Source organism: Burkholderia sp. E168m15 (assembly GCF_016586105.1).
GTDB lineage: Bacteria > Pseudomonadota > Gammaproteobacteria > Burkholderiales > Burkholderiaceae > Burkholderia > Burkholderia orbicola.
The window spans coordinates 1-26,761 of sequence record NZ_BCPO01000217.1 but is presented as its reverse complement, the minus strand read 5'-3'; the positions used below and the strand labels follow the sequence as shown (position 1 = coordinate 26,761).

General features: G+C 64.7%; 24 protein-coding genes and 1 pseudogene. 5 read left to right on the top strand and 20 right to left on the bottom strand.

The genetic code is table 11. From position 1 onward, the window contains the following. The first annotated feature begins 159 nt into the window (after positions 1-159). Positions 160-1,080, top strand: coding sequence for a bestrophin family protein (locus tag JMF86_RS33410; RefSeq protein ID WP_053524533.1), 921 nt, complete (start codon positions 160-162; stop codon positions 1,078-1,080). 93 nt (positions 1,081-1,173) lie between these two features. Beyond that, on the top strand, positions 1,174-1,581 hold the full coding sequence (locus JMF86_RS33405) for a VOC family protein (RefSeq protein WP_201317339.1): 408 nt from the start codon (positions 1,174-1,176) through the stop codon (positions 1,579-1,581). 65 nt (positions 1,582-1,646) lie between these two features. Here JMF86_RS33405 and JMF86_RS33400 read toward each other — a convergent pair whose 3' ends face one another. From JMF86_RS33400 to JMF86_RS33340, 13 genes are all read right to left on the bottom strand, one after another. Beyond that, on the bottom strand, positions 1,647-2,369 hold the full coding sequence (locus tag JMF86_RS33400; RefSeq protein WP_201317338.1) for a class II aldolase and adducin N-terminal domain-containing protein: 723 nt from the start codon (positions 2,367-2,369) through the stop codon (positions 1,647-1,649). Positions 2,370-2,525: 156 nt separating this feature from the next. Then, complete coding sequence (locus JMF86_RS33395) at positions 2,526-3,404, bottom strand: amino acid ABC transporter ATP-binding protein (protein ID WP_249192343.1); 879 nt, start codon at positions 3,402-3,404, stop codon at positions 2,526-2,528. Positions 3,405-3,590: 186 nt separating this feature from the next. Beyond that, a complete protein-coding gene (argE, locus tag JMF86_RS33390) occupies positions 3,591-4,775 on the bottom strand; it encodes an acetylornithine deacetylase (RefSeq protein ID WP_201317337.1) in 1,185 nt (394 codons plus the stop codon). Next, complete coding sequence (locus tag JMF86_RS33385; RefSeq protein WP_201317336.1) at positions 4,768-5,445, bottom strand: DUF1028 domain-containing protein; 678 nt, start codon at positions 5,443-5,445, stop codon at positions 4,768-4,770. The genes argE and JMF86_RS33385 overlap by 8 nt, the downstream gene beginning before the upstream one ends. Before the next feature lies 1 nt (position 5,446). Continuing rightward, positions 5,447-5,893, bottom strand: a complete 447-nt coding sequence (locus JMF86_RS33380; RefSeq protein WP_201317335.1) for a RidA family protein — start codon at positions 5,891-5,893, stop codon at positions 5,447-5,449. Positions 5,894-5,951: 58 nt separating this feature from the next. Further along, a complete protein-coding gene (locus JMF86_RS33375) occupies positions 5,952-7,304 on the bottom strand; it encodes an NAD(P)/FAD-dependent oxidoreductase (protein ID WP_201317334.1) in 1,353 nt (450 codons plus the stop codon). 405 nt (positions 7,305-7,709) lie between these two features. Beyond that, positions 7,710-8,543 carry an ABC transporter permease gene (locus JMF86_RS33370; protein ID WP_027812224.1) on the bottom strand — a complete coding sequence of 278 codons (834 nt, stop codon included), beginning with the start codon at positions 8,541-8,543 and terminating at the stop codon, positions 7,710-7,712. A 25-nt stretch (positions 8,544-8,568) separates the two neighbouring features. After that, complete coding sequence (locus JMF86_RS33365; RefSeq protein WP_236593047.1) at positions 8,569-9,816, bottom strand: ABC transporter permease; 1,248 nt, start codon at positions 9,814-9,816, stop codon at positions 8,569-8,571. An 87-nt stretch (positions 9,817-9,903) separates the two neighbouring features. Continuing rightward, a complete protein-coding gene (locus JMF86_RS33360; RefSeq protein WP_175682243.1) occupies positions 9,904-10,968 on the bottom strand; it encodes an ABC transporter substrate-binding protein in 1,065 nt (354 codons plus the stop codon). A 2-nt stretch (positions 10,969-10,970) separates the two neighbouring features. Beyond that, on the bottom strand, positions 10,971-12,149 hold the full coding sequence (locus JMF86_RS33355) for an ABC transporter ATP-binding protein (RefSeq protein ID WP_200160051.1): 1,179 nt from the start codon (positions 12,147-12,149) through the stop codon (positions 10,971-10,973). A 49-nt stretch (positions 12,150-12,198) separates the two neighbouring features. Next, positions 12,199-13,347 carry an SRPBCC family protein gene (locus JMF86_RS33350; protein WP_027812228.1) on the bottom strand — a complete coding sequence of 383 codons (1,149 nt, stop codon included), beginning with the start codon at positions 13,345-13,347 and terminating at the stop codon, positions 12,199-12,201. A 102-nt stretch (positions 13,348-13,449) separates the two neighbouring features. Beyond that, on the bottom strand, positions 13,450-14,388 hold the full coding sequence (locus JMF86_RS33345; RefSeq protein ID WP_077217100.1) for a LysR family transcriptional regulator: 939 nt from the start codon (positions 14,386-14,388) through the stop codon (positions 13,450-13,452). Positions 14,389-14,485: 97 nt separating this feature from the next. Then, positions 14,486-14,821 (bottom strand): hypothetical protein, encoded by a 336-nt coding sequence (locus JMF86_RS33340; protein WP_200160053.1) that lies wholly within the window; start codon positions 14,819-14,821, stop codon positions 14,486-14,488. A 34-nt stretch (positions 14,822-14,855) separates the two neighbouring features. On the opposite strand from JMF86_RS33340, the gene JMF86_RS33335 reads away from it, so the two are divergent. The 3 genes from JMF86_RS33335 (at position 14,856) to JMF86_RS33325 (ending at position 17,087) form a co-directional block, all read left to right on the top strand. After that, positions 14,856-15,683, top strand: coding sequence for a transporter substrate-binding domain-containing protein (locus JMF86_RS33335; RefSeq protein WP_006481303.1), 828 nt, complete (start codon positions 14,856-14,858; stop codon positions 15,681-15,683). A 63-nt stretch (positions 15,684-15,746) separates the two neighbouring features. Further along, positions 15,747-16,397: an amino acid ABC transporter permease gene (locus JMF86_RS33330; protein ID WP_200160344.1), complete on the top strand. Its 651-nt coding sequence runs from the start codon at positions 15,747-15,749 to the stop codon at positions 16,395-16,397. Between the two features lie 27 nt (positions 16,398-16,424). After that, positions 16,425-17,087, top strand: coding sequence for an amino acid ABC transporter permease (locus tag JMF86_RS33325; RefSeq protein WP_006481301.1), 663 nt, complete (start codon positions 16,425-16,427; stop codon positions 17,085-17,087). Positions 17,088-17,272: 185 nt separating this feature from the next. Here JMF86_RS33325 and trpS read toward each other — a convergent pair whose 3' ends face one another. The 7 genes and pseudogenes from trpS to JMF86_RS33290 form a co-directional block, all read right to left on the bottom strand. Next, the gene (gene trpS / locus JMF86_RS33320; protein WP_200160055.1) at positions 17,273-18,286 is read right to left on the bottom strand and encodes a tryptophan--tRNA ligase; all 1,014 of its coding nucleotides are present in this window, start codon (positions 18,284-18,286) and stop codon (positions 17,273-17,275) included. Between the two features lie 209 nt (positions 18,287-18,495). Beyond that, complete coding sequence (locus tag JMF86_RS33315; RefSeq protein WP_006481299.1) at positions 18,496-18,651, bottom strand: hypothetical protein; 156 nt, start codon at positions 18,649-18,651, stop codon at positions 18,496-18,498. Between the two features lie 411 nt (positions 18,652-19,062). Then, positions 19,063-20,313, bottom strand: a complete 1,251-nt coding sequence (locus JMF86_RS33310; RefSeq protein ID WP_077179508.1) for an MFS transporter — start codon at positions 20,311-20,313, stop codon at positions 19,063-19,065. A 10-nt stretch (positions 20,314-20,323) separates the two neighbouring features. Then, positions 20,324-20,473: pseudogene (locus JMF86_RS33305) on the bottom strand (hypothetical protein); the annotation flags it as partial. 123 nt (positions 20,474-20,596) lie between these two features. Next, positions 20,597-22,876 carry an FdhF/YdeP family oxidoreductase gene (locus JMF86_RS33300; protein ID WP_077179506.1) on the bottom strand — a complete coding sequence of 760 codons (2,280 nt, stop codon included), beginning with the start codon at positions 22,874-22,876 and terminating at the stop codon, positions 20,597-20,599. Between the two features lie 124 nt (positions 22,877-23,000). Beyond that, positions 23,001-25,841: an ATP-dependent Clp protease ATP-binding subunit gene (locus JMF86_RS33295; RefSeq protein ID WP_201317343.1), complete on the bottom strand. Its 2,841-nt coding sequence runs from the start codon at positions 25,839-25,841 to the stop codon at positions 23,001-23,003. Positions 25,842-26,475: 634 nt separating this feature from the next. Further along, the gene (locus JMF86_RS33290; RefSeq protein ID WP_027812234.1) at positions 26,476-26,745 is read right to left on the bottom strand and encodes a hypothetical protein; all 270 of its coding nucleotides are present in this window, start codon (positions 26,743-26,745) and stop codon (positions 26,476-26,478) included. Between the last annotated feature and the right edge of the window lie 16 nt (positions 26,746-26,761).

The window sequence follows — 26,761 nt, the reverse complement described above, 5'->3', positions numbered from 1 at the left end:
GGCAAGCGAGGTGACGGGGCGCGGCGCTCGCGTATCATCACGCGCAGCGCGGCGCCCGGCACGGCACCCCGATAGAAAGCGGCCCGCCACGCGCGGGCCGTTGCACATCGGGTGAGCGCGCAACGGGTTGCGCATTTCCTTGGCAGTCGAGAAAACATCATGATCGTCAGACCACGACAGAACTGGCTCAGGATGCTGTTCGTATGGAACGGCTCCGTGCTGCAATCCATCATTCCGCAGCTCGTGTTCATGGCGATCGTCAGCACGCTGGCGGTCTTCACGAACGGGCGCATCTTCGGCGAGAAGATTCCGCTGAACACCGCGCCGTTCACGCTGTTCGGGCTCGCGCTCGCGATCTTCCTCGGGTTTCGCAACAACGCGAGCTTCGAGCGCTTCAAGGAGGCGCGGCATCTGTGGGGCAACCTGCTGATCGCCGCGCGTGCCGTGACGTCGCAACTGCATCGCTACCTGCCCGACAGCGTGAGCGACGCCGAGCGCAACCGGCTCGCCGATCTGCTGATCGCGCTCGCGTATGCGCTGAAGCACCAACTGCGTCACACCGATCCCACCGACGACCTGGTGCGCATTCTCGGGGCGGAGCGCACGGCCGCGCTCGGGGGAAAATGCTACAAGCCGGTCGCGATCCTCGACGAGCTGCGCGGCGGCATCGTTCGTGCGCTGGGGCGCGGGCCCGGCAGTGACGCGACGTGCTGGATGTTCGAGACGCAACTCGATGAACTCGGCAAGTCCGTTGGTGGTTGCGAGCGCATCCTGTCGACGCCGATTCCGTTTTCGTACAGCGTGCTGCTCCATCGCACCGTGTATGCGTATTGCGTGCTGCTGCCGTTCGGGCTCGTCGATTCGACGGAGTTCTTCACGCCGCTGATCTGCGTATTCATTTCCTACACGCTGATCGCGCTCGAAGCGATCGCGAACGAGGTGGCCGAGCCGTTCGGCCTCGCGCCGAATGCGCTCGCGCTCGATGCGATCACGCGCACGATCGAGCGGTCGGTGCTCGAACTCGGCGATCGGCCGCTGCCGGAGGAGTTCGTGCCGGCGTCGACGTATCAGATCACATGACAGCGTGGGTCGGTAGTGTAGTCACCTGTAAGGTTGATCGGCCGGACCGGGGAGAGGTGTGTAGACTCGGGCTCGTTCAATGGAGTCCACACCATGCAATTGCTTGATCACGTGTCGATCGGCGTGCCGGATATCGACCAGGCACGCCCCTTCTACGATGCCGTCATGGCTGCGCTGGGCGCGACCAAGGTCTATGACCGGCCCAATGCGCTCGGCTATGGCGAACGGTGCAGCGCGAGCGACCCTGAGTCGACTTTTCTGGCGGTATATCTGGATCCCGCCGAAGTCGGGACGAGCAAGCGGCACTGGTGTTTCAAGGCCGCATCGCGCGAGCAGGTGCAGGCGTTTTTCGACGCCGGCCTCGCGACGGGGGGCCAGTCCGACGGCGAGCCCGGATTGCGGCCGCAGTACCACGGCGACTACTACGCGGCTTTTCTGATCGATCCGGCCGGCAACCGGGTCGAGGCCGTGTGTCATGCGGCGGAGCGCGGGCGGCCGTGATGGCGGCGATGCCCTGCGGTCAGTGAATGTGTCAGGATTACCCGCGCCTGCCGATTCCCACCTTTTCAATCCCGATACGACGGCTCCTCGACGTCCAGGATGCGCTTCATCTCGTCGAAATGCGCGATCGAGAAGTCACGGAAGCCTTCCCAGTCACGCGCGGTCTTCTCGGCCACTTCGTCGGACAGCACGTTGAGCGGCTTGCCGGTCGCGTACGCGTTGACGAGAATCCGGCACGCGCGTTCGAGCGTGTACATGTCGTCGAACGCCTCGCCGATCGTCGATGCGGTCACCAGTACGCCGTGATTGCCCATCAGCAGACGGGACTTGTCCTTGAGCAGCGACACGAGGCGGGCGCCTTCGTCTTCGGTATCCGCCATGCCCGAGAATGCGGTGTCCAGCGCGACACGATTGAAATAGCGGGCGGTGTTCTGCTCGATGGGCGGGATGGTCGGATCGGACAACGTCGAGATCGCGGTGACATGGACGGGGTGCAGGTGCATGGCGACGCGTACGTGCGGCAGTTGCTGGTGCAACCGACCATGGATTGCCCACGCGGTCGGATCGATGCTGCCGTTTTCAAGGCTCGAGCGATCATCGGCATCCAGCAGCACCAGGTCGCTCGCGCGGATTCGCGAGAAGTGCATCCATTTGGGGTTCATCAGGAAGCGACGGCCGTCGTCGGAAACGGCGACGCTGAAGTGGTTCGCGACCGCTTCATGCATGCCGAGGCGGGCGAAGCAGCGGAAGGCGGCGGCGAGATCGGTGCGAAGCCGGGTTTCGTTCATATCGAAGTACGTGAGCGCAAGCGTTTCAAAAAGGGGGCGCCGGCAGGGGCGCGGGCCGCAAGTTCATGGATGGGCGCAGCGGAGTTGCCGAAAAGGTTCGACCGGTCGGGCGGCCGAGCGCCGGCCACGCCTCGATGCGTCGACCCGCTTGCCGTCTCAGGGCGGTCCTTCCGCGTCGGCCGTTGCGTCGTCCGATTTCCAGAACGCGTTGCGATCGCGATAGTTCTGCAGGAACTGCTGCAGCCGGGGGTTCGTGGAGCGGCGGAACACCTCGCCGGGCGCGCCGCTCACCGCGATCCGGCCATGGTCGAGAAACACGACGCGATCGGCCATCTGAGCGGCGAAGCCCATCTCGTGCGTGACGACGACCATCGTCATCCCGTCGCGCGCGAGCTGTTTCATGACCTGCAGCACTTCGCCGACGAGTTCCGGGTCCAGTGCGGAGGTCGGCTCGTCGAACAGCATCAGGTTCGGCTCCATCGCCAACGCGCGGGCGATCGCCACACGCTGCTGCTGGCCACCGGACAGTTTCGACGGATGGGTATCCGCCTTGTGGGACATGCCGACCATTTCGAGCATGCGGCCGCCGATGGCGTTCGCCTCGGTAACCGGCAGGCGGCGCACCCGCCGCAGCGCTTCGGTGACGTTGCCGAGCACGCTCATGTGCGGCCACAGGTTGAACTGCTGAAACACCATGCCGATGTTGCGGCGCACGCGGTTGATCTCGGCGTTCGACGCGCGCACGCGCGCGCCGTTGCGTTCGACGTAGCCGAGCATCTCGCCCCCGATCCGGATCTCGCCGTGATCGTAGGTTTCGAGGGCGGCCATGCAGCGCAGCAACGTGCTCTTGCCGGACCCGGACGGGCCAATCAGGCAGACTACTTCGGATTGCGCGATCGACACATCGATTCCGCGCAGCACGTCGGTCTCGCCGAAACGTTTGTGCAGACCCTTGATTTCGACGAGCGGCATTGCGGACGCCCGGGCGAGCATGGCGGCAGGTACGCTTGCGGGGATGTCGCTGACTGCGTTCATGATTGCCTCGATCGGTTCGGGTCGTCGCGCCGTATTCACTCGTGTCGCGCGAAGGACGCAATGCAAGTTCGATGAGCGGACTTTACGTGGCCAATATTGAGTGGGAAAAAACTCTTTTCGAATGTCATTCGCAGTTTTTTCCAATGCAGCGCACCGGTGCCCGCCGTGCGCTCGACGGAATCGAAATCAGTCGGTGTCGCGATCGGTCGCTTCGGACGGGGCGAGATGTTCGGCCAGCCGCCGCAGCATCGCGTCGCAACCCTGCAGTTGGTCGACGCTCACGAACTCGTCCGGCTTGTGCCCCTGGTCCATGCTGCCCGGTCCGCACACGACGGTCGGAATGCCAGCCTGCTCGAACAGTCCGCCCTCCGTGCCGAACGCAACGGTGCCGAACGCGCTCGATCCGCTGAGTATCGACAGCAGGCGGGCCGCGTCGCCATCGTCCGGTGTCGACAGGCCCGGGTAGGCGGATAGCGGCTGCATCCGGATATCGCAATCCGCGTGAACCGCGCGCATCTTCGGCGTCAGATGTTGCTCCGCATAGGCCTGCAATTCGTGGGTCACTTCATCGGCGTCGAAGCCCGGCAGCGTGCGGACCTCGAAATCGAATTCGCATGCGTCGGGCACGATGTTCAACGCCTTGCCGCCGTGGATCAGACCCGTCTGGACCGTCGAGAACGGCGGATCGAAGCGAGGGTCGTGATGCTCCGGTTGCGCGAGGCGCTCGCCGATTTCCTCCAGCCGGTTGACCAGACGCGAAGCATACTGAATCGCATTGACGCCATACGGCGCATACGCGGAATGACACGCGGCGCCTTTGACGTGGCAGCGCATCGCCAGTTTGCCCTTGTGGCCGAGCACCGGTTTCAATTCGGTCGGCTCGCCGATCACGCACAGCACCGGCCGATGCGGGCGCTTCGCGAGTTCGGCCAGCATCGGCCGCACGCCGAGGCAGCCGATCTCCTCGTCGTACGAGAACGCGAGATGGATCGGCAACGGCAGCCGACGCGTGACGAACATCGGTACCGCGGCCAGCACCGACGCGAGAAAGCCCTTCATGTCCGCGGTGCCGCGGCCATACAGCCGGCCGTCGCGTTCGCTCATCCGAAACGGCTCGACGGTCCATGCCTGGCCGTCGGCGGGCACCACGTCCGTATGACCCGAGAGCACGATACCGCCGCGCTCGCGCGGTCCGATCGTGGCGAACAGGTTCGCTTTGCTGCGCGCGTCGTTGTAGAACAGTTCGCTGTCTACGCCGTAGCCCGCCAGATAGTCGCGGATGAACTCGATCATCGCGAGGTTCGAGTGCCGACTCACCGTATCGAAGCCGATCAGTTCGGCGAGCAGCGTGCGGCTGGTCGGGTCACTCATCGCCGGGTACGCCGTATTTCGGTGCGGTCGTCGGATCGAGTGCACGCGTCACGTAGTCCTGCATTTGCGGACGGTATGCATGCCACAGCGCGACGAGCGCCGCGATCGGGGCGTCATCGGTCCAGTCGACCCGCAGATCGACGAGCGGCCATACCTGCGTATCGACGATCTTCAACGCGGCCGAATGCACCGGCCCGGCTTCTCCGCCTGCGTCGATCGCCGCCTGCATCGCCGCGAGCAGACGGTCGGCGAGCGGGCCGGGCGTCGTCTCGAATGCAGGCACCATCGCGGAGATCACGTCCTGACTGGCGAGCATGTTGCCCGCGGCGACACACTGTCTGCCCGCCACCGCGTGATGCAGGCCGAGCGCCTGCGCGCCGGTCTGGAATGCCGTGCGGCCCTGCGCATCGACGACCGTGACCTGCCGATAGTCGCGCCAGCGATCGGTGGCGAGCGCGGCTTCGAGCGCCTGCGCGGGACCGGACGCGCCGTCGCCGAGCAGGTCGAGCACCTGCGGGCCGAGCGACGGCAGCGTGACGTTCTGCGTCGCCACGGCGCCCGCCCCAGTGCGAACCCACGGGCAGCGCGCGCCCACTGCGATGCTCGAGGAGCTGATTGCGACGCCGAGTTGTCCGGTTTCGGCGCATCTTCCGACGATCGAGAATGTCATGTCAGGATCCGGCAGCAGGGGTCGGCTGCCAGTTGTCGGGAATCACGGCGATGACGTCGATTTCCATCAGCCACTCCGGCTGGCCGAGCGCGCTGACCACGAGGCCGGTCGAGATCGGATAGACGCCCTTGAGCCACTTGCCGACGACCTGATAGACCGGCTCGCGATAACGCGGATCGATCAGATACGTGGTGGTCTTGACGATATGCGAGAGGTCGCTGCCGGCTTCCTCGAGCAGTTGCTTGACGTTCTTCATGGCCTGTTCGGTCTGCGCGCGCGGATCGCCCAGGCCGACCAGATTGCCGTCGAAGTCGGTGCCGATCTGGCCGCGCACATAGACCGTGTTGCCGGCCCGGACGGCCTGGCACAGATCGTTGTCCAGCGTCTGGTTCGGATAGGTATCTTTCGTGTTGAACATCCGGATACGGGTGTGGGTCGGCTGGCTCATCGTCATGCATTCCTGAAGGAGGGTTCGGTGGACGGCACGGTGCGCATCGGTCGGGCGTTCAATGCGCGGCGGCGCTGGTCGGCATCGGGCTCGGGACTACCGGCTCGGCACCATGATCGCCGGCGAGCGGCGCGGCGGCGATGTTCCGGTGCGCGGCGGCCGCGTGATAGTGCTGGTAGCTGCGCTGCGTCGCGATATGTCCGGCCACATGTTTGGCGTCGTGCCAGACGCCCCAGATGAACGCGGAGCCGCGCCGCGATAGCCACGGCAGACCGAGGAAATAGAGTCCGGGCTCGCTTGCGACGCCGCGCTGATGTTTCGGCTTGCCGTTCTCGTCGAAGGCGTCGACCTGCAGCCAGCCGAAGTCGTTCGCGTAGCCGGTCGCCCAGATGATCGACGTGACGCCTGCCGCGGCGAGGTCGAGCTGCGTGAGCGGTTCGGTGAGGCATGGCGGGTCGGCGGGAATGCGACGGGCTTCGGGCTCCTCCGGCAGATCGAGACCGTTGCTGGCGGCGTACGCGTCGGCGGCGTCCAGCAGCGACAGATAGTTTTCGTCGCCGGCCGCGATGTTGGTCGCGAGATCCGCTTCGAACGTGACGGTGCCCCGATCGAAGGCGCGGGTCACGCCGACCAGCGTCACACCGTCGTGCGCGAGACGGCGGAAGTCGACCGTGTGACCGCCGTCCGCGCCGCTCACGGCGATCGTCACATGCGACCGGCCGGGGCGCATCGTTTCCATGTCCCACAGACCCAGTACGCCAAGCCACCAGCAGAAATCGCGACCGCGATACGCGCGCGGCGGACGGTCGTGAGGACCGACGGACAGATAGACCTGACGGCCCGAGCGTTGCAGTTCGGCCGCGATCTGGACGCCCGACGAACCCGCGCCGACGACGAGCACGTTGCCGGCGGGCAGTTGCGCGGGATTGCGGTAGTCGGCGGAATGAATCTGCGTCAGGCGCGCGTCGGTGGGTGCGATGGCCGGAATGACCGGGCACTGGAACGGGCCGGTCGCGACCACGACGCGGTTCGCATGGAAGGTGCCATCCGATGTCTCGACGACAAAGCCCTGCCGGCCGCTCTCGCGAACCACGCGCTTGACGTCGACGCCGGTGCGAATCGGCGCGTCGATCATGCGCGCGTAGTCGACGAAATACTCGGCCATCTGATCCTTCGTTGCGAACCCGTCCGCATCGACGCCGCGGATATGCATGTTGGGAAAGCGGTCATGCCATGCCGGGCCGTTCGCCACCAGCGAATCCCAGCGTGCGGTGCGCCAACGCTCGGCGATGCGATCGCGTTCCAGCACGAGATGCGGCACGCCGAGCGCACCGAGGTGTTCGCTCATCGCGACACCGGCCTGTCCGGCGCCGACCACCAGCGTATCGATTGATGTGACTTCGACGGTCATGTTGGTTCTTCCTGGTGCGTATCGATTTGGTATTCATGGACTGACAAGTCCGTTTCACCGCAATTTGCCGCAATGGTCGCGATACGATCGCGTGACGCAATCGCGCCGTTCAGGCGCAGAATCTGAAATGCCTCGGTAGTCCGAAGCGATGTGCGTCGTGTTGAAGAAAATCTACGCCGGTACACTGAATCTGAAAAATATATTTAAAAAATGAATTGCATCCGGTTTGCCTATGCAGATGCGTGCGTATCGACCGGTAATGAACGGAACGCAGGCGCGTGGCCGCGGCAAAAAGACGCCGGGGTCGCCATCGAATCAGGGAAAAGGAAGGAGGCGGACGCAACCCAACGTACGACACCGACGGCATTGGCTGAGGGTGACTTCCACCTGCGCGGCAGACGGCGGCTAGGCCGCTTCGCGCGCCGCGCTCGAGGCCTGCGCGCGGCCACGCAGCCAGTTGATGCTGGTGAAGAGCAGAATCGCGAACACGATCAACACGGTGGCGACGGCGAGGATCGACGGATCGATCTGGTCGCGAATGCCGCTCCACATCTGCCGGGGCACGGTGCGTTGATCGGGACCGCCGATGAAGAGGATCACGATCACTTCGTCGAACGACGTCGCGAATGCGAACACGGCGCCAGTGGCAACCGCCGGCAGGATCAGTGGCAGCGTCACGCGGCGAAAGGTCGTCCACGGTGCGGCCCCGAGATTGGCGGCGGCGCGCAGCAGGCTCTGGTCGAACGACAGCAACGACGCGGTCACGGTAATCACGACAAACGGTGTGCCGAGTGCCGCATGCGCAAGGATCACACCCGGGTAGGAGTTGACGAGCCCGAGCGGCGCGAAGATCAGATAGAAGCCGGCCGCGACCACGACGATCGGTATGATCATGGGCGAAATCAGGATCGGCATGATCAGCGAGCGGAACGGAAAGTTGTCGCGCGCGAGACCGATCGCGGCGAGCGTGCCGAGACTCGTTGCAATCGCGGTCGACGCCGCGCCGATGGCCATGCTGTTCAGAAATGCCCGCTGCCAGTCAGGGCTTCCGAATGCCTGCGCGTACCAGCGCAGCGAGAAGCCTTCCATCGGGTATGAAAAATACGAGCCCGAATTGAACGACAGCGGAATGATCACGAGGATCGGCGCAACCAGGAAGAACAGCACGATCGCGCAGTGGATGCGCACACCGGCAGTAGCAATGCGCGTCGACGGCAGGCTGTTGGGATTCACGGACACGATGCGGCTCCAGTGACGCCGGGCGTCAGCCGAACCGGAGCCGGTCGATGCCGACGAGCCGGTTGAAGATGAAATAGAACACGGCGGTGAAGATCACGAGATACGCGGACAGCGCACCGGCCAGCCCCCAGTTGAGCAGATCGTTGGTTTGCGACGCGATCAGCTGGCTGATCATCTCGTCGCCTGCGCCGCCGAGCAGGGCGGGCGTAATGTAATAACCGAGCGCCAGCACGAACACGAGAAAGCACCCGGCGCCGATGCCCGGCAGCGTCTGGGGCACGTACACGCGAAAGAACGCGACGACCGGGTGCGCCCCGAGCGATTGCGCGGCGCGCATGTAGATCGGCGGCACGCTTTTCATCACCGAGTAAATCGCGAGAATCATGTAGGGCAACAGCACGTGCGTCATGCCGATCAGCACACCGGCGCGGTTGAAGATCAACGGCAGCGGATGATCGACGACATGCAGCGCGAGCAGTACGCGGTTGACCACACCGCCCGGTTGCAGCAGTACGTACCACGCGGTCGTGCGGACCAGCAGCGAGGTCCAGAACGGCACGATCACGAACAGCATCAGCAGGTTGCCCTGCTTCGCAGGCAGGTTGGCGAGCAGCCACGATACCGGGTACGCGAGCAGCAGGCACAGCAGCGTGACCGTGGCGCTGATCGACACCGTGCGCATGAACGCGGCGCGGTAGACCGCGCTGTTCGCAGGCACCGAATGGACGGCGCCGTCGGGGGATACCTGTGCGTCGAGCCCGTTCAACAGATAGTCCGGCGTCCATGACGATGCCGCGCGTTTCAGCAGGCGCCAGGTTTCGGGCTGGTTCCAGCGCTCGTCGGCGGCCAGCAGGACGGGCTTCCATGCCATGACCGCATCCTGAGCGCGTACCGTGCGTGCCGACTTCAGCAGCAGCGTGCGGAACTCGGGCTGGTAGAAGTTCATCCGGCGCGCCACGTCGCCGAGCGTGCCGGCGTCGCCGGCGCTTTTCAGTCCGCCGGCGAGGGCGGCGAACACCGGTTCGTCAGGCACGCCGTGGCCGTCCCAGTGTCGCAGCGTTTGCGCGAACGACGGCATCGCGCCGGACAGTTCCGGATTGCGCACGCTGCGGGCCAGCAGCGAAGCAATCGGCGCGATGAACGTGGCGAGCAGGAACACGAGCAGGGGCAGCGTCAGCAGCAGCGCGCGTAACGCCGCCTTGCGCCGCGCCTGCCGGTATTTGACGGCGTGCTCTGTCGCGAGCGCGGGGCCTGCCGCCGTCATGGGAAGCATTGACGAGTTGTTCATCGGGACTCCGGAGCGACGCGCCCGGCACGGGACGCGTCGCGTAATACCACTACGACGTCATGGAGCGGCGCATTACTGGCCGAGCCATGTCTGGAAGCGCTTGGTCAGCGCATCGCCGCTGTCGGCCCAGAAGTTCGCGTCGATCTGGATCGGTCGCTTGAAGTTGGCGGGCGCGGTCGGCAGGTCGGCAAGGCGGGCCTTGTCGATCAGCGGCAACGATGCCTTGCGCGGCGGCGCGTAAGCGATGTACTTCGACAGAGCTGCGTATGCCTGCGGCTGCGCCGATGCAGCGATGAACTGCTTCGCGGCCGCGGCGTGCTTCGCACCCTTCGGCACACCCCACCATTCATAGTCGTACACCTGCGCGTCCCAGACGATCTTGAACGGCTTCTTGTCCTGGTGAACGGCGCTGTCGATGCGGCCGTTGTAGGCCTGCACCATCGTCACCGCGCCGTCCGCGAGCAACTGCGGGGCTTGCGCACCGGCTTCCCACCACACGATGTTCGACTTGATCGTATCGAGCTTCGCAAACGCACGGTCGACGCCGGCCGGGGTCGCGAGCACCTTGTAGACGTCGGCCGGGGCCACGCCGTCGGCGACCAGCGCCCATTCGAGCGTGACCTTCGGCGACTTTCTCAGGCCGCGCTTGCCCGGGAATTTCTTCAGATCGAAGAAGTCCGCGATGCGGGTCGGGGCGGTCTTCAGCTTGGACGCATCGTACGCATACACGGTCGACCAGACCATCGCGGCCACCGAGCATTCGCGCAGCGCGCCCGGCAGGAAATCCGACGTGTTGCCGATCGTCTTGCTGTCCAGCTTGTCGAGCAGACCTTCGTCGCAGGCGTTGATCGCGTCGTTGGTCTCCATGTCGATCAGGTCCCAAGTCGGGTTCTTCGCCTGCTCCATGGCCTGCAGCTTGGCCAGGCCGCCGTCGTACGACTCGGTCTGGAACTGGGTGCCGGTCTTCGCAGTGAACGGCTCGAACCATGCGTGGCGAGCGGCCGTTTCATAGGCGCCGCCGAATGTCACGACGGACAGCGTATCCGCGGCGTGAGCGGCAGGCAGCGCGGAAAAGGCGCCGAGTGCGGCGACAGCCGCGATCGTGCGGCGCAGGGACGCGTAGCGAGGGTTTTGCATTATCAGGCTCCAGAGGCGATGGGCACGGCAACAGGCGGGATGGGTAAGCGAACGGCGGAGGTTGCGACGCGGGGGATGGCGGATGGCGACAGCACCTTGCAGTCGTCCGGGCGCCATACGATCGTCGCGGTTGCGCCGATCGGCGGCAGCGCGACGAGGCGCGTGTTGGGGACCTTGACGACCATCGTGTCGCCGCTGTCGAGTTGCAGCTGCACGCGATGATGATCGCCGCAATACACGATGTCGCGCACGGTCGCGGCGAGTGCGTTCGATCCCGCCGGCACGTTCGCGGTTTCGGCGATACCGAGGACCTGCGCGCGCTCGGGGCGCAGCGCGAGCGTGGCGTCGTCGCCTGCCTCGACCTGGTTGCCGCGGCGACCGCGGATCGTGATACCGCCACGAAGCTGAAGCACGGCCCATTCGCCATCGAGCGCGCTGATGCGCCCGGCGAGACCGTTGTTCTCGCCGACGAAGTTCGCGACGAAGGCGTTCTGCGCGTTTTCGTACAGCTCGGTCGGCGTCGCGGCCTGCTGGATGCGTCCGTCGGAGAACACGGCGACGCGATTCGACATGGTCAGCGCTTCGTTCTGATCGTGCGTAACATAGACGATCGTGAGCGACAGATCGCGATGCAGCCGCATGATTTCGTACTGCATCGTTTCGCGGAGCCGTTTGTCGAGCGCGCCGAGCGGTTCGTCCATCAGTACCACGCGAGGCTCGAATACCAGTGCGCGGGCCAGCGCGACGCGCTGCTGCTGGCCGCCCGACAATTGCGCGGGACGTCGCGACGCGAGATGCGACAACTCCACCATGTCGAGCGCACGCTGAACGCGCTGCTTGCGCTCCTCGCGAGCAGTCTTGCGCACCGATAGCGGAAACGCGACGTTCTCGGCGATCGTCAGGTGCGGGAACAGCGCGTAGTTCTGGAACACCATGCCGATGTCGCGCTGGTGCGGCGGCTTGTCGTCGAGGCGATGACCGTCGAGCAGGATGGTGCCGTCGGTCGGGGTCTCGAAACCGGCGAGCATCATCAGCGTGGTGGTCTTGCCGGAGCCGGACGGTCCCAGCAGCGAGACGAATTCACCCCGGGCGATGTCGAGATCGAGACCGTCGACAACCGCATGCCGGCCGTCGTAGGACTTGCTGACGCCGACGAACGAAATGTAGGGTTGACTGGTCATCGTGAGCTTCAATGAGGTGACGTGGGTGGCGAGTCGTTTGCGTGCGGCTTCAGACGGCGACGTGCGACGCCAGATAGCGCGCGAAGTCGTAGTTCGGCCGCTCCAGATGACTCAGGTGACCGGGCTTCGCAAGCGGGGCATGCACGCCGCGGAACACGGCCTCGACGCCGCGCCGGTCTTCGAGATTGACTTCGTCGAGCAGCTTCTTCAGCGTCGCCATGTATTCGGCCGCCTTCGGGTCGTCGATGAATTCCGGCGACAGGCCGCCGCCGAAGCGGATATGCACGCGATCCACGCCCAGCGGCTGAAGCACGAGATACCAGAAATAGCCCGGCGTCAGCGTGACGAGATGGGTCGGGTAGATCGCGAGGAGCGCTGTCGTCTTGCGCCATTGGCCTTGCAGGCGCGTATTGTCCGGATGCGCATTGCCGATCGGCAGCGAGGCCTCTTTCGTGATCCAGTGATAGTTGAATGCAGGAAGTCCGGGTGGGCATTCCATCTCGTCGAGCCTCGAATGCGGGCCCACCGTCGCGCGATGCAGCATCGGCAGGTGATAGCTCTCCATGAAATTTTCCGCGAGGATCTTCCAGTTGGTGTCCCACACGTGTTCTTCGTGGAAGGTCTCGACATACGACGCCATGTCGTAATTGACGATCAATTCGTCGAGCTCCTTCAATCGGGCGGCGACAGGTGACGCCTCCTCATTGAGCGTGACGTAGACCCAGCCCTGCCAGATCTCGCAGCGAACCTGCGGAAGCTTGTAGCTGTCCTTACAGAAACCGTCCTGCCTGTCCATCATCGGGGCACCGCGCAGATCGCCGTCCAGCGAGTAATTCCACGCGTGATATGGACAGACGATCCGGCGCACATTGCCCCGGCCTTCGAGCAGGGTGGACATGCGGTGCAGGCATACGTTCGACATTGCACGCAGTGTGCCGTCGTCGCGGCGGATCACGATAATCGGCTGGCCTGCGATCTCCGCTGTCAGGTAGTCGCCCGGATTCGGCAGTGCGCTCGCGCGGCCCATGCACAGCCATTCGTTGCGAAAGAGGGTTTGCTGTTCCCGCTCGAGGAATTCGGGTGATGTGTAGACTCCCGGCGGCATCGCACGAGCGTCGCCGAAGTCGCGTTCACAATTGGTTTTCAGGTCGCGGACGATCACGTCGATAGACGGCGCTGCCGTAGGGATGGAACGCATCGTGCCTCCTGGAAACGTTGAAACCGATCACATTGGAGACCAATTTAACAAGTCCAATAAAGAGTCGAAATATTCTTTTCGGATGCAACAAGAAGTTTTTCCCTATGCAGTCGGCGTTGCCTGGACGTGCACCTGAGGGATGTAGGTTTCGCAGAATTGCGCGAAGCGCGTGACGAGCTGGCGGGGTTTCATGCTGCGCGACATCGCGATGCCGAGGGTGATCGCCGCGACGTCGTCGCGAAACGGACGGACCGCGAAAGTCGCACCATCGACGGTGCGGGTCGAACGAAGCGGGAAGTTCAGGATGCTGTAGCCGAGGCCGTTGGCCACCATGCCGCGCACGACTTCCGGCTGCGACGAACGGAACGTCGGCGACGGGCGGCGGCCAAGCGGGTCGAACAATCCGGCAAAGTACTCGCGACTGTGCGGCAGGTCGAGCAGAACATACGGTTCGTTGAGCAAATCGGCGAGGGCGACTTTCTTGCTGCGCGCGAGCTTGTGTTCGAGCGGCAGAATGGCATACGGCGGCAGCGTGACGAGCGGCGTGAACGAAATGTCGTCGGCAATATCGAGGCTATAAGTGAGCGCCATGTCCAGCGTGCCGTTGCTCAGTGCCGACAGAAGGTCGTCCTGGTTTGCCTCCATCGTGCGGAAGCCGATACCGCTGTGCTCGGAAACGAAGCGGCTCATCAATGCCGGCATCAACGGCGGCGCCAGCGAGACGAGGCAGCCCAGCGCGATCGTGCCGGACATGCCGCCATCCATCTCGCGTGCCATCGTCTGCAGTTCTTCCGCGTTTTTCAGCAGGTTGCGAACCTGCCCGAGCACGTCACGTCCCGCGGGCGTCAACGACACGCCGCTCGCACGATGGCGGATAAAGAGCTGAATGCCGAATGAAGATTCCAGTTCGCCTATCGATGTGGAGATCGACGGCTGGGAGATGTGCAACTGGCGTGCGGCGGCGGTAAACGACAGTGTTTCCGCGGTGACCACGAAGTAGCGCAATTGGCGCAACGAATAGCGCAACGCAATGTTTTCCATGAAGCGTGGCTCGCAAAGTATCGGATCGGAAACGGCTCGCAGCGCGAGGCGCGCTGCCATTTTGCATAGTCAAAAAGAGGGTTATCGAAAATCTGCATCATTTTTTCCCATGCGTATTGGCGCGGGCGTTCGAGGGACGGCGTCGATACTTCTGTTCGTGCACCGTGTGATCAAAGGGATGAGTCGCGCTGGTGCATGGTGCGACAAAACCGTGCAAGCCGTTCACCACGCAATGAATCGGCAGACGATTGACGGTATGTGCGATACGCGTCGCCGACACCGCGAGGCGGCGCAGCGTCGTTGAAAACAGCGTGCATAGGGAAAAGCTTTTCGATGGATCGGAAAACAATATTTCTGACGATAAATTGACCGCATAAATTGCGTTGACGACGGATGCGCCGGGCGATGACCGGGCAGGCGTCAATCCGGTCATCCAGTCACTTTTCGATTCGAACGGAACACGTCAGATGAAACGATCCAAGTCCTGTACTTCGCTGTTCGTGGCATTGATCCTCGCGGCAGCCAGCGTGGCCGCACATGCCGAGAGCCTGCTCGATCGCGTCAAGCAGCACGGCGAGCTGGTGGTGGGGACCGAAATGCAGTTCGCGCCGTTCGATTTTCTCGAAAACGGCCAGCAGGCCGGCTTCAACAAGGCGCTGTTCGCGGCCGTGGGCCAGATCATCGGCGTGAAAGTACGCTTCATCGATCTGCCGTGGGAAAGCGTGCTGCCCGGGCTCGACGCGGGCAAGTTCGACATGGTCGCGGGGCCGCTGACCGTCACGAAGGCGCGCATGGAGCGCTATGCGTTCTCGTTGCCGATCGCGGAAGCCACCGATGCATTGCTGAAGCGAACCGGCGACGGCAGTCTCAAGACCTCTGCCGATATCGCGGGTAAAGTGGTTGGCGCAGGCAAGGGCAGCGCGCAGCTCGAGCAGTTGAAGAGCTACGCGGCGACACTGCCGAAGCCGCCGACGATCCGCGAATACGTCGACAACAACCAGGCGTATGCAGACCTCGCAACCGGGCGCATCGTCGCCGTCGCCAACTCGCTGACCAACATCGCGTATGTCGCGAAGCAGCGCCCGGCGGTGTTCTCGGTGGTGCAACCCGCGTTCGGCGCAAAAGTCTACTTCGCCTATGCGCTGCGCAAGGATGCGGACAGCGCGTCGCTGGCCAATGCGTTCAACGCGGCGCTCGTCGCGTTGAACAAGAACGGCACGCTTGCGACACTGCAGCACAAATGGCTCGGCGTCGCGACCGCAATGCCGGCCGAGATGCCCACGCCGAACTATTGAGTGCCACGTCCGGGCAGCAGCATCGATACGCTACCGCCGGGCAACCCTACCGGGCAACCTGCCATGTTCAGCCTGAACACCTTCATCGACGGCCTGCCGTTGCTGTTCCACGCGACGCTGATGACGCTCGAAGTCTCCGCAGCCGGGCTGGTGCTCGGCTTCTGCATCGGCCTCGTGGTCTGCTGCGGACGGCTTGCACCGCACGTTGCGATTCGTGCCGCCGCCGGTGCGTATGTCCGGGTGTTTCGCGGGGTGCCGCTGCTCGTGCAACTGCTGCTCGTCTACTACTTCCTGCCGTTCGTGGGCCTCAATGTGCCGCCCGTGATGGCGGCCGTCAGTGCCGTGTCGCTGTGCTCTGCCGCGTATATCGCCGAAATTCTCCGTGGCGGATTCGCGAATCTCCCGAAGGGCCAGCTCGAGGCGGCGACGATGCTCGGGTTCTCGGCAACAGATCGTCTGTGGAGGATCCAGGTGCCGCAGGCCGTGCGGATGACTCTGCCCTCGCTCGTCAACGAAATGGTGCTGCTGATCAAGGCGTCGTCGCTCGTCTCCGTGGTCGGGGTGGCGGAGATCACGCGAACCGCGCAGAACATCGCCGCCAGCACGTATCAGCCGCTCGAGGCTTATGTTGCGGCCGGGATGATCTATTTTCTGCTCTGCGGTTCGCTGGCATTGATCGCGCATGGCGCGGAGCGACGCCTGCGCGCGGCATGACGCGTCAGTGACTTGCCGGAGACCCTCATGCTGACTTTCCATCCCGATGTGCTCGTGAACAACTTGCCGGAGATCGGCGCGGGTCTCGCGATGACCGTGGCGACCTGGGCGGCGAGTACGCTCGCAGGGGCGGCGATCGGTTTCGGTGCGGCGCTTGCGCAGCAGGCGGGCGGCCGCTTCGTACGCGCGGCGATTCGCGTCTATGTGGAGCTGTTCCGCGGCACGCCGTTTCTCGTGCAGCTCTTTCTGCTGTACTACGGCGGCCCCGCATTCGGATTGACGTTCGATCCGTTGACGGCAGGTGTGGTCGGCCTTGCGCTCTATGCGGGTGCCTATTTCACCGAGGCATTTCGTTCCGGATTTTCAGCCGTGCCGCAGGGGCATGTCGAAGCGGCCTCCTGTCTCGGCCTGAGCCGCTGGCAAACCACCTTTCGCGTGCAATTGCCGCAGATGATGGTGCTGATCCTGCCGGCGCTCACCAATCTGGCCATCGTGTTGAGCAAGGAAACCGCCGTCCTGTCGATCGTCACCGTACCGGAACTGACATTCGTGCTGACCGGTATCGGCTCGGCGAGCTTCGCGTTCGTCGAGACATTGCTCGCACTATCCGTGTGCTACCTGTTGCTTGTCGAAATGGCGACGTGGGCCGGCACGGCCGTCGAGCGTCGCGTCGCGCGTCGGCTTGCATGATTCGCTATACCGCGTCGCTTTGCTTCCCCTGATCCGGGCCGATTGCAGCATCGCGCAGCCGATCTTTTGCTTCGACGGAATGCCCGCGACGGAAGGTGTTCGAATCGTTGCCGGTTACGCTCCCTGTCGATGTTCATGTCGGGCGTGCATGGCGCGGTGGGTGCAATGCACGCCGGCATCGCCGCTCAATCGAAATACGTCAACCCCATCGCCCCCTTCACCTCCGCGAGCGTCGCCCCCGCCACTTCCCGTGCATGCAGCGTGCCGCGTTTCAGGATCGCCATCACTTCGGCCTTGTCGGCCTCGAATTCGCGGCGGCGTGTGCGGATGGGCTCGATCAGTGCCTGCAGCCGCTCGTTCAGCACGCGCTTGACGACGCTGTCGCCGAGGCCGCCGCGGCGATAGTGCGCCTTCAACTCGTCGACCTTCGCCACGTCCGGCTCGAACGCATCGAGGAACGTGAACACGACGTTGCCTTCGACCTGGCCCGGGGCGCTCACGCGCAGGTGGTTCGGGTCCGTGTACATGTCCTTCACGGCCTGCGCGATCTCGTCCGGCGTCGAGCCGAGCGTGATCGCGTTGCCGAGCGACTTGCTCATCTTCGCCTTGCCGTCGATGCCGGGCAGCCGCGTGACTGCCGACAGCACGGCCTCGCATTCGACCAGCACCGGCTGCTCGACGGTCGCGTTGAAGCGGCGCACGAGTTCGTTGGTCTGCTCGATCATCGGCAACTGATCGTCGCCGACCGGCACGTGGGTCGCCTTGAACGCGGTGATGTCGGCTGCCTGGCTCACCGGGTAGGTCAGGAAGCCGGCCGGGATGTCGCGTTCGAAGCCGCGCAGGCGGATTTCTTCCTTGATGGTCGGATTGCGTTCGAGGCGCGCGACCGTGACGAGGTTGAGCAGGTATTGCGACAGTTCGGCAAGCTCGGGCACCTGCGACTGCACGACGATCGTCGAGATCGCCGGATCGATGCCGACGGCGAGATAGTCGAGCGCGACCTCGATCACGTTTTCGGTGACGCGCTGGCGGCGGCCCATGTTGTCGGTCAGCGCCTGCGTATCGGCGAGCAGCAGGAATTGCGTCGCCTCATGCTGCATCTGCACGCGTGCGCGCAGCGAGCCGATGTAGTGGCCGAGGTGCAGCGGACCGGTCGTGCGGTCGCCGGTGAGGATGATCGGGCGGGTGGGTTGCGTCATGGTCGTCGTTGGCTCCGGGTTGTCGAAGCCGCCAGCCATGACGTCAGCGCAGAAACGCAAATGCCGCCATGGCTGGCGGCATCACGTTTGGGACATGCAAAAGGAAACGGGCCGCCTGGGTCAGGCGCGCCACCAGCAATGCACGATCGGCGAGGCGGGTCGGGTTTCCATCGCGGCAGTATAGCGTAGTGTGCGGTTGGCCGCGCGCGTCAGCGGATCACCGACTCCATCGCGAGGTAGGCGGTTTCGGCGGACGGCCACAGCAAATACAGCAGGCCGGCCATCAGCAGCCACGCGCCGGCGCGTACGAGCGGCGTGCGGTCTTTGTCGCGTGGGGGACGGGTGGGCTGCTTCGATTTCTTCATGCTTGCAGGCGCGGGGTGCGCCACTCCAACGGTTACTGCAACGGGTCGCGCGGGGCGAGCCGGGGTGTTGCGGGGTTCTTGAGCGGGCTGGATGCCGTTTCCGGGGCCTCTTGCCGCCTGCGAGAGGGCAGGATCGTCCGGTCGCAAGGCAATAAATAGGGGGCGATCAAATACCCGTTTTCTATGCCGAGGCGACCGGCATCGTACCAGTTCGGCGGCGGGGGCATAGTCAAGAATTGTGGGGACGGGACGGTCGGCGAGCAGAGCAGCAACGTCGTTTGTCGATCAGCCGAGACGTATGCGTGATGGACTTGGTCCATAAGGGCTGAATCGTTCCTGGGGCCATCAGCCCTGTCGTCTCGATCGAACCAGAGTTGTTCTAAGAACGGAAACTACTGCGAACCGTCCGACTTACCATGGCGAAATATTCTCATTGTCGGTACGCTTGCTGCGTTCCCGAAGGTAGGCATGTCTGAACGCGGCATAAGTACCCACGGCGAGCCCGATCGAGCCTGCACCGATAAACGTCGACTCAATGCCAATGTGCTGGGCGGCCCACGACCCCACGATCGGCCCGAGGACCAACGCCGTGAGCTGCAGGCTACGGGCCGACGTGGAAATGACGCCGAGCGCATCGCGCGGCGCGTTCTTCTGCAACGTGATCGAATAGGACATCACCCCGCCGCCGTAGCAAAAGCCGTTGACCACCCACAACAGGCAAAGCGCACCAAGGTTCAATGTCGGCAAGGCGAGCGCCAGCACGCCGGCTGCGACTACGGTGGCACTGAACCCGGTGAGGAATATCGGCATCGATTTGCCTACACTGACGTGCGTAAGCACCTTTTTCAGGACGATTGCACAGCTGACTGCGCCGGCAGCGGTGCAGCTGACGATGGTTCCGAACGAACTGGGCGGCAAGCCGTGATCGCGCAGCAACACCACCACGATCGAGTCGTACAGGCCCAGGATCGTCGAGAACGTCAACATGAGCCCCAGTGCGGATGCCAAGACAGGGCGCTCCGAGAGCACGTGACGAACCAGCGTGAAATCTGGAAATCGACGTTCCGCCTTCGCATCAGGATTGCTCCATCCGACAACACGTGCCACACCGCACGCGCATCCCATGGAAAAAACGGCCAGCATGCCAGTCAATGCGAATCCACCCCGGGAATGGAGGACGAGAGCCAGGCCGGCGCCAAGTAACGGCGAGAGAATCTTCGTGCATTGATCGACGACCGATGTCAGCGTGACGGTCGACACGATCTGATCATCCGACAGCAGACGCCGTATCACGATCTGCTCGGCCGGGACCGTGCCGAGATTGCTGACGCCCTTTACCAGAACCCATGCAATGAACATCGTCTCGTTCGGTGCGAGCGCGAGCCCCAATGACGTCAGGAAGCGGGCAGTCGCACTCGACAGCATGATCAGCGCCGGCGACTTTCTATCTGCCAGTGCACCGATGAACGGACCGGCCAGGAGCCCCGGCAATCCGTACAGCGCCGCCGCCAGCCCGAGCGTTCCGGGACTAGCGTGATAGCTGAACGACAGCAGAGAAAAGATCAGCGTGAAATCAACCCAGATGGCAATGGAGTTGGCGATCCGTCCGAAGAAGAACGATGGATACCCACGAACGGAAAATAAAGCGATCGTCGATTGCATTGTGCCGCCCTTACTCGGGATTGCATTTCATATACAGCTTGTCCCGTGCGACGAATCCATCCAGCCCCGCCTCCATTGCATATCGCGCTAGATCACTCGTGCGATTGATGAAACCGGCTCCATTGAAATTCAGGGACGTGTTGCATAGTACGCCGACACCGGAAACCGCTTTCAAATGAAACGGCCGCCGCATCGGTTGCGATGCGGCGGCCGCGAGCGCGAAGCGCAGGGTAGCAGGCGGGCCGAAGGGCGCGACATGTGCCGCGCCCCGCCCGCCCGCGGATCACACCACCGCCGAGCGCGCGACGCGCACCGGCACCGACTTGTACGACGGCGTGCCGCTTTCCTTGTCGATGTAGTCCAGCGGCACGAGCACGTTCGCTTCCGGGTAGTACGCGCCGACCGAGCCCGGCGCGATGTCGTACTCGATCGCGGTGATCTTCTCGAGGCGCAGCGTGCGGCCCGACGCGGTGACCGTCTCGATGTCGACGAGGTCGCCGTGTTCGAGCCCGTACTTCGCGAGATCGGCCGCGTTCATGAACAGCACGTCACGCCGGCCGAACACGCCGCGATAGCGATCGTCGAGCCCGTAGATCGTCGTGTTGTACTGATCGTGGCTGCGCAGCGTGATCAAACGCAGCACCTGCTCGGCGCCGAGCACGTCCGCGTCTTCCTTCACACCCTTGTAGACCGAGAACATCGCCTTGCCGGTCGGCGTCGGCCACACGCGCTCGGTGGGCGGCAGCGGCAGGCGGAAGCCGCCCGGCGTGCGGATTCGCTCGTTGAATGCCTCGAAGCCGGACACCGTCTTGTCGATCAGGTCGCGAATGCGGTCGTAGTCGGCGATCAGGTCGAGCCACGCGACCTTGCTGTTCGGCAGCGTCGCATGCGCGATGCCCGCCACGATCGCGGGCTCCGAGCGCAACTGGTCCGACGCGGGCTTGAGCTTGCCGGCCGACGCATGGACCATCGACATCGAATCCTCGACGGTGATCGACTGCCGGCCGGTGGCCTGCATGTCGAGCTCGGTGCGGCCGAGCACCGGCAGGATGAAGGTTTCCTTGCCGACCAGCAGGTGCGAGCGGTTCAGCTTGGTGCCGAGATGCACGCTCAGGTCGAGCTTCGCCATCGCCGGGAACGACAGTTCCGGATCGGGCAGCGCGACCGCGAAGTTGCCGCCGAGGCACAGCAGCGCCTTCGCGGTGCCGTCGATCATCGCCTGCATGGCCTGCACCGCGTCGTGCCCGTGCTGCGCGGGCGGCGTGAAGCCGCACACGTCCTCGATCTTCTTCAGGAATTCGGCCGACGGCTTCTCGGTGATGCCGACCGTGCGGTTGCCCTGCACGTTCGAATGGCCGCGCAGCGGGCACACGCCGGCGCCGGGCTTGCCGATGTTGCCGCGCATCAGCAGCAGGTCGGCGATCAGGCGCACGGTGGCCGTGCCCTTGTTGTGCTGCGTGACGCCCATCCCGTACGTGATGATCGTCGCGTTCGACTTCGCATACGCGAGCGCGACCTGTTCGAGCTGTTCCTGGCTCAAGCCGCTCGCGCGTTCGATGTCGTCCCACGACGTGGCTTCGAGGTCGGCCGAGAACGCGTCGAAGCCGTTGGTGTGCTGCGCGATGAAGTCGCGGTCGAGCACGCCGCCTTGCTCGGCTTCGAGCTTCAGCAGCGCCTTCATGATGCCCTTCAGCGCGGCCGCGTCGCCGCCCGCGTCGACCTGGTAGTACGTCGACGCGATCCGCGTGGAGCCGAACGACGCCATCTCGATCATGTCCTGCGGATCGGCGAAGCGTTCGAGCGCGCGCTCGCGCAGCGGGTTGAACACGATGATCGGCACGTTGCGGCGCGCGCACTCGTGCAGCGTGCCCATCATCCGCGGATGGTTTGTGCCGGGATTGTGGCCGATCGAGATGATCAGCTCGCAGTGGTCGAAATCCTCCAGCGACACGGTGCCCTTGCCGATGCCGATCGACTGCGGCAGGCCGACGCTGGTCGGCTCGTGGCACATGTTCGAGCAATCCGGGAAGTTGTTGGTGCCGAGCTCGCGCGCGAACAGCTGGTACAGGTACGCGGCTTCGTTCGACGCGCGGCCCGACGTGTAGAACTCGACCTGATCGGGCGGCAGCGCGCGCAGCACTTCGCCGATGCGCGCGAAGGCATCGTCCCATTCGATCGCGCGGAACGTGTCGGTCGCGCGGTCGTAGACGAGCGGATGCGTGAGCCGGCCCATGTTCTCCAGTTCGTAGTCCGACATGCGCAGCAGCGACGACACGGTGTTCGCCGCGAAGAACTCGGGCGTCACGCGCTTGGTCGTCGCCTCCCACGTGACGGCCTTCGCGCCGTTCTCGCAGAACTGGAACGTCGACTTGTGTTCCTTGTCCGGCCACGCGCAGCCGGGACAGTCGAAGCCGTCGGGCTGGTTGGTCCGCATCAGCACGATCGGCGCCTCGATGGTTTCCATCTGCGTGCGCACCGCATCGGCTGTCGCGCGAAGCGCGCCCCAACCGCCGGCGGGCCCATCGTATTTCCTGATGCCTGGCACTTCGCGTCGATTTGTCATGGTGAATCTCCAATAGCCGGGCCCGGTGCGGGTGGCTCGGTTGCGCCGTGTCGCGGCGTGGGGCGGCTCCGTCCGGCGGACGGAGCCGATCATGCGTGCCCCGGGTTGCAGGGCAAGCGTTGTTTTAGTGTGCGTCCTTCTTCGCGCCGGACGACTTCTTGCCGGGCTTCGCCGCGGGCGGCGGGGCGTCGGCGGGCGTGTCGTCCTGCTTCGCGTCTGCTGCCGCCTTGGCGGCCTTGCCGTTGGGTTTGGCCTTGCCGTCGGCGTCCGGCTTCGCGTCCTTCGTATCCTTCGCTTCAGGCGCGGCGAGCGTGTTGAACTTCACTTCGTCGCTGTCCTTGTCGTAGTCGACCTCGCACTTGTCGCCCGATTTCAGCCGGTCGGCGAGGATCTCCTTCGCGAGCCGCGTCTCGATCGTCTGGCGGATCTGGCGTTTCAACTCGCGCGCGCCGAATTCCGGCTGGTAGCCGACTTCGGTCAGGTGGTCGACGAGCGAGCTGCCCATCACGAGCGTGATGTCCTGCGCGGCGGCGGTACGCACGACGCGATCGAGCTGGATCTGCACGATCGAGCGGATGTTGTCCTTCGACAGCGCGTGGAAGACGATCACCTCGTCGATCCGGTTCAGGAACTCGGGCCGGAAATGCCCCTTCAGCACCTGCATCAGTTCCTCGCGGATCGCCTTGTCGGTCTTGCGCGCGGCTTCCGGCTGCGTGAGGTTGTCCATGATGATCGCCGCGCCGAGGTTGCTGGTCGCGATGATGATCGTGTTGCTGAAATCGACCACGCGGCCCTTGCCGTCGGTGAGACGCCCGTCGTCGAACACCTGCAGCAGCACGTTGTAGACGTCCGGATGCGCCTTCTCGATCTCGTCGAGCAGGATCACGCTGTACGGGCGGCGCCGCACGCGCTCGGTGAGCTGGCCGCCTTCGTCGTAGCCGACGTAGCCGGGCGGCGCGCCGATCAGCCGCGCGACCGCGTGGCGCTCCATGTATTCGGACATGTCGATGCGGATGATCGCCTGCTCGTCGCCGAACACGGTCTCGGCCAGCGCCTTCGCGAGCTCGGTCTTGCCGACCCCCGTCGGCCCGAGGAACAGGAACGTCGCGATCGGCCGGTGGGTCTGGCCGAGCCCGGCGCGCGACAGCCGCACGGCATCGCTGACGGCGACCACCGCGTCGCTCTGGCCGACCACGCGCTCGCGCAACTGATCTTCCATCTTCAGCAGCTTCTGGCGCTCTTCCTGCGTGAGTTCGGATACGGGGATGCCGGTGAGCCGCGACACGACCTCGGCCACCGATTCGACGGTCACTTCGAGCGTCTCCGAGCCGGTCTTGCGCTGCCACGCCTCCATCATCTCGTCGACGGCCTTCTGCTTCGCGTTGATCTGCTCTTCGAACTGCTTCGCTTCGTCGAAGCGCTTGCGCGAGGTCGCATAGTCCTGCTCGCGCTTCAGTTGCGCGATTTGCGCTTCGCCTTCCTGAATGTCGACCGGGCGCGACGTCGCGCCGATCCGCACGCGCGCGGCGGCCTGGTCGATCAGGTCGATCGCCTTGTCGGGCAGGAAGCGCGACGTGATGTAGCGGTCGGCGAACTCGGCGGCCGCGACGAACGCGTCGTCGGCGAACGTCACCTGGTGGTGCGCCTCAAGGCTGTCGCGCAGCCCGCGCAGGATCACGATCGTCTGCTCGACGCTCGGCTCCGGCACGAACACGGGCTGGAAGCGGCGTTCGAGCGCGGCGTCCTTCTCGATGTACTTCTGGTATTCGTTGAGCGTCGTCGCGCCGATCAGGCTCAGCTCGCCGCGCGCGAGCGCGGGCTTCAGCACGTTCGCGATGTCGAGGCCGCCTTCGCCGCCGCCCTGGCCCGCGCCGACGATCGTATGCAGCTCGTCGATGAACAGGATCAGTTCGTCCTGCTTCGCGGTCACTTCGTCGATCAGCTGCTTCGCGCGTTCCTCGAATTCGCCACGATATTTCGCGCCGGCCACCATCGAGTTGATGTTGACTTCGACGAGCCGCTTGTCGCGCAGCACCTCGGGCACGTCGCCGTTGACGATGCGCTGCGCGAGGCCCTCGACGATCGCCGTCTTGCCGACGCCCGGCTCGCCGATCAGCACCGGGTTGTTCTTCTTGCGGCGCGCGAGCACCTCGATCGTGCTCTCGATTTCCTGTGCGCGGCCGAGCACGGGATCGAGCTTGCCCTGGCGCGCGATCGCGGTGAGGTCGCGGCCGAACTTGTCGAGATTCGGCGTGCCGGTCGGCGCATCGACGCGGCCGTCCTCGGCGCCCTTGCCGACCACTTTCACGACCTTCTGGCGCAGCGCCTCGGGCGTCACGCCGTATTTCTTCAGCAGCGTGCCGGCGACGCTGTCCGGCACCGATGCGAGCCCGATCAGCAGGTGTTCGGGGCCGATGTACGAGTGGCCGAGATCGCGCGACGCCTGGAACGCGTACTGCACGGCCTTCTTCACGCGCGGCGAGATCGACAGCTTGTCGAGCGGCGCATCGGGGTCGGCCGTGCCGGTATGCGCATGCGCGTCGATGTACGACTTGATGTCCTCCGGCGACAGCTTCAGTTCCTTCAGCAGCGCGGCGCACACGTCGGTGTCCGCGAGCGCGTACAGCAGGTGTTCGGAATCGAGCTCGCTGCGGCGCAGCTCGTGTGCCTTCTCGGCCGCGCGCTGCAGCAGTTCGAGCGTTTGTTCGCTGAATGCGTCGGTCGGGTCGACCGATTCGCGCGGAATCTCGGCGGCGAGCGGCGAGTCGTCGCCGAGGCCGCCGAACAGCGAGGACGGTCCGCCACCGCCCAGCAGCGAATCGAACGGATTCAGCATGCTCTGATGCCGCATCAGCTGTCGGAAGTGGTAATCGCAGATCGAGATCGTCTTGCGCTCGCCGTCCTGCATCACGGTGGCGCGCGCGACGGCCGGCCGGGCGTGACAGATATCGCAAAGTGCGGGCATGGTGGTCTGGCTCCTGTCGGTGAAGGTGGGTCGAAGGGTGAAGCCCGATGCGGTGCGGCGCTCGCGCATCCCGATCGCGACCGCACGACGCGCACGACACACGCTGCGGCGGCGCGCGGGCCGCACCGGTGCGATCGCGCAGCGCGCGCCGGCGTGGCGCACGGTCGCGGTCGGGGCGGGAAGCGCGAGTGCTGCGAGGAGCCCACGGCATCGCTTCGACTGCGTTCAAAATAGCGAATCGGCGCGGGCCATCCAAGACACAGTTCCCAGCCGGGCCGGCCGTGAATTGCACCCTCACATGCGTGCGCGATCCGGCGGCAAGGAGTACAGACGCGCACGCGCGCGGCGGCGCGGGCATGCGCGGCGCGTGCGGTTTGCGGTGGACGGGGGCAGGAAGGGGTAGCGGGCGAACGGCACGCGGTGCGACATCGGCGCGCAGGGCGCCGGCAGCCGGCAAACGGGGGAGACGGGACGCAGAACGGGACGCAGGACGGCGCGCGACGCGCGGCGCGAGCGCGAGGCGGTTTCGGCCGCCCCCACACGCACCGCAGCCGATGCGTGCCGGGAGGCCGGCGAGGGCGAGGACGGGTTGCACGGTACGCGCCGGACATCGCGCAACCGTGGTGAACCGCGATCAGTCCGATAGGTTCATCGCGAGCCGTTGCCGTGCGATCTGCTTCACGTCGGCCGACAGCGCCGCATTCTGCAGACCATTGGCCCAGACGGAGAACGAATCCTCGATCAGGTTGCGCGTGTCGGGCGGCAGCTCGGCCAGCATCAGCGACACGACGGTAAACAGCACGGCGGTGTCGCCGGCCTGGCTGCCCGCATTCGCGTCGACCGTCTGCTTCAGGGTAGCGACGGACGCCTGCAGCGCCTGTAATGCGTCATTCGATTCGCTCATGACAATCCTCCATGCA